We start from the raw sequence: 2,657 nt of genomic DNA on the forward strand, positions 1-2,657 counted from the left end.
GCGAGCGCGTCGCCATTCTCGCATCGTGGAATCAGCAACGACGATCCCGTGAAAACCCCCGCTTCTTCAGCACAGCCTTAATCGGCTTCTCAGTCGAACCAGGGGGAACCTTCCCTGCCGACGCAGCTGCAACGACCACTCCTTTGACGAGGTCCGGCCGATCGGCGGCCAACTGGCGGGCGGCAAAATTGCCCCACGCATGGCCCACGACAACGACGGGGCCAGCGTGCTTTGCCTCGATAACCATCGCCACGTCGGAGGCAAAGTCGTGCACATTCAGGTTATCCATCGGGCCCCTGCTTTTCCCAACTCCACGCGGTTCAGGACGGAGCACGCGGAAGCCGTCAGCCACCAAATACTGAGCCACCTCGTCGTAGTCTCGCCCTGAACGACCCAATGACGGAAGAATAGCGATAGTCGGACCTTTGCCCTGGCTAAGTACTTCAATTTGCACGTTTCCGTGTTTAACAACGTCATCACTGACTGTGCTGTCACCGGTCGCAGCGAAAGTGCTTGCGGAAAAGGAAAGGATGACGGCGGCGAGACTGAATTTTGAGAGTTTCATGCGGGTGGTCCTCGAAATGTATATGCCAGTCGGATAGCGTCAGCGTTGTGCTGTCACCGTCCGTAAATGTTGTGAGCGAAGCGTGCGATGGCTTGGCTCATAGCACGGGGCTGTTCCGGCGCCATTGGATGACCGGCGTTCGGAATGACCTCCACCGTGACACGGTCTCCCAGCATCGGCTTGAAGACGTTGGGCACAACCACGGCGTCGTATTGACCTTGGAGGTCAAGAATGGGAACGGTGCCGCCGGCGAAATAGGCATCGACTTGCGTCATGTTTCTCGCGTGCGCCTCTGCTTCGTGAGTTGCCGGATACCAGCCACTCAGCCAGGGGCGAGGGTCGTGTCCCGGCGCAAAGAACGCTTGCTGCAGATACGTCAGCCGCTGCTTTTCAGGCAAGGCGAGGTTGCCCGAGCCATCGATGGCATCCCGGAGGCGCCCGTATGGCTTCTCGTTCGACCCGGGCGGCAACTTTCCGGCAGATGCGGCTGCCATGACCAATCCACGGACGAGATCCGGGCGGTCTACCGCCAACATCCGTGCTGGCTGACTTCCCCAAGCGTGACCGACCACGACGACGGGCCCTGTCTTTTGATGGTCCAAGACTGACGCGACATCAGCAGCGAAGTCGTGCATATCGATCCCAGTCAGAGGACCGCCACTTGCGCCGATTCCTCTTGGCTGAGGTCTCATTACCGTAAAGCCGTCACGCGCGAGATACGCAGCGACTTCGTCAAAGTCCCCGGCACCCCTTCCAAGGGATGGAAGAAGCACGATGACCGGACCCGTACCTTGCCGGATGGTCTCGATGTGAACATTGCCTCGCGTTGTCGTGAGGCGCTCGGGTGCCGCGTCATTTGGTGCGTGTGAAGCACAGCCGAACGCGCAGAATGAGATCGCAAGAGCAATGACGCGAGTTATTACCTTCATACAACCGTCTCCTTTCTTAGCACTACAGTCGTAGCTATTTTTTACTATACTACGTTAGTACTACTACAAAGGTGTAGAGCTATGAAAGAGATCGCGAAGGCGTGGGAACGTGAACTGGATGGCTTGCATGAGAGACTCGGTGGCCTGTTCAAACGTGCTGAGCCGCGGCAGCGGTCGCTGGCCTACCTGAAGGGTTTGCTGGGCACAGCCGAACGCAAGAACGGCTGGCAACTCGCAGAGTGGATGGGCGAAGCCACGCCGGATGGCGTGCAGCACCTTCTTGAGCGAGCGCAGTGGGATGCCGATGCGGCTCGCGACATGCTGCGTGAATACGTCGTTGAACAACTCGGCGAGCGTAACGCGGTGCTCATCGTGGACGAGACGGGCTTCCTCAAGAAGGGCGAATACTCTGCCGGCGTGCAGCGCCAGTACAGCGGCACAGCAGGCCGCATCGAGAACTGCCAGATCGGCGTATTCCTGTGCTACGCAGGTAACGGGGGCAGCGCATTTATTGACCGGGAACTCTACATGCCGCAGGGCTGGATCGATGATCGCAGTCGCTGCCAAGCGGCGGGGGTGCCCGGCGCCGTGAAATTCGCGACCAAGCCGCAACTCGCACGCCGGATGTTGGAACGGGCGCTGGATGCAGGAATGCCCTGTGGCTGGGTTAGCGGCGATGAGGTGTATGGTGGTGACCGCCCCTTGAGGCTGTGGCTCGAGTCGCGCGCGCAACCATTTGTGCTGGCCGTCGCAAAGAACGAACCGCTGTGGTGGCAAGGCCCGACATCAGTGCGCGCCGACAGAATCACACAAGCTTTGCCGCCGCGGGCCTGGCGTCGCCTCTCGGCCGGTGTCGGAGCAAAAGGCGAGCGCCTGTATGACTGGGCACTCACTCCGCTATGGCGCTTGCAACTGAGCGCGGCCGAGCGTCGCTTCGGACATTATTTGCGGGTGCGACGCAGTCTCGACGAAAAGCGGGAGCATGCGTATTACGTGGTCTACGCGCCCCGCAGCAAGGCTACCCGTCAGACCCTAGTCAACGTTGCCGGCAGGCGATGGGAAATTGAGGTGGGATTTGAGGCCGCGAAGGGTGAATGCGGCCTCGACCAATATGAGGTGCGCCGCTGGCAAGGCTGGTACCGTCACATCACGCTGGCGTTGCT

3 protein-coding genes are annotated in these 2,657 nt (G+C 60.1%); 1 reads left to right on the forward strand and 2 read right to left on the reverse strand.

Annotation, left to right across the window (positions count from 1 at the left end):
• Positions 1-31: 31 nt before the first annotated feature.
• Together AWB67_RS36105 and AWB67_RS36110 are read right to left on the reverse strand one after the other, a co-directional pair.
• On the reverse strand, positions 32-565 hold the full coding sequence (locus tag AWB67_RS36105) for an alpha/beta fold hydrolase (RefSeq protein ID WP_087660653.1): 534 nt from the start codon (positions 563-565) through the stop codon (positions 32-34).
• Between the two features lie 53 nt (positions 566-618).
• Positions 619-1,494 (reverse strand): alpha/beta fold hydrolase, encoded by an 876-nt coding sequence (locus AWB67_RS36110; RefSeq protein ID WP_087660654.1) that lies wholly within the window; start codon positions 1,492-1,494, stop codon positions 619-621.
• Between the two features lie 81 nt (positions 1,495-1,575).
• Between AWB67_RS36110 and AWB67_RS36115 the strand changes: the two genes are divergently transcribed.
• On the forward strand, positions 1,576-2,657 hold a 1,082-nt coding region (locus AWB67_RS36115; RefSeq protein WP_087660655.1), incomplete at its 3' end, for an IS701 family transposase.

It is taken from the genome of Caballeronia terrestris, from assembly GCF_001544515.1.
GTDB lineage: Bacteria > Pseudomonadota > Gammaproteobacteria > Burkholderiales > Burkholderiaceae > Caballeronia > Caballeronia terrestris.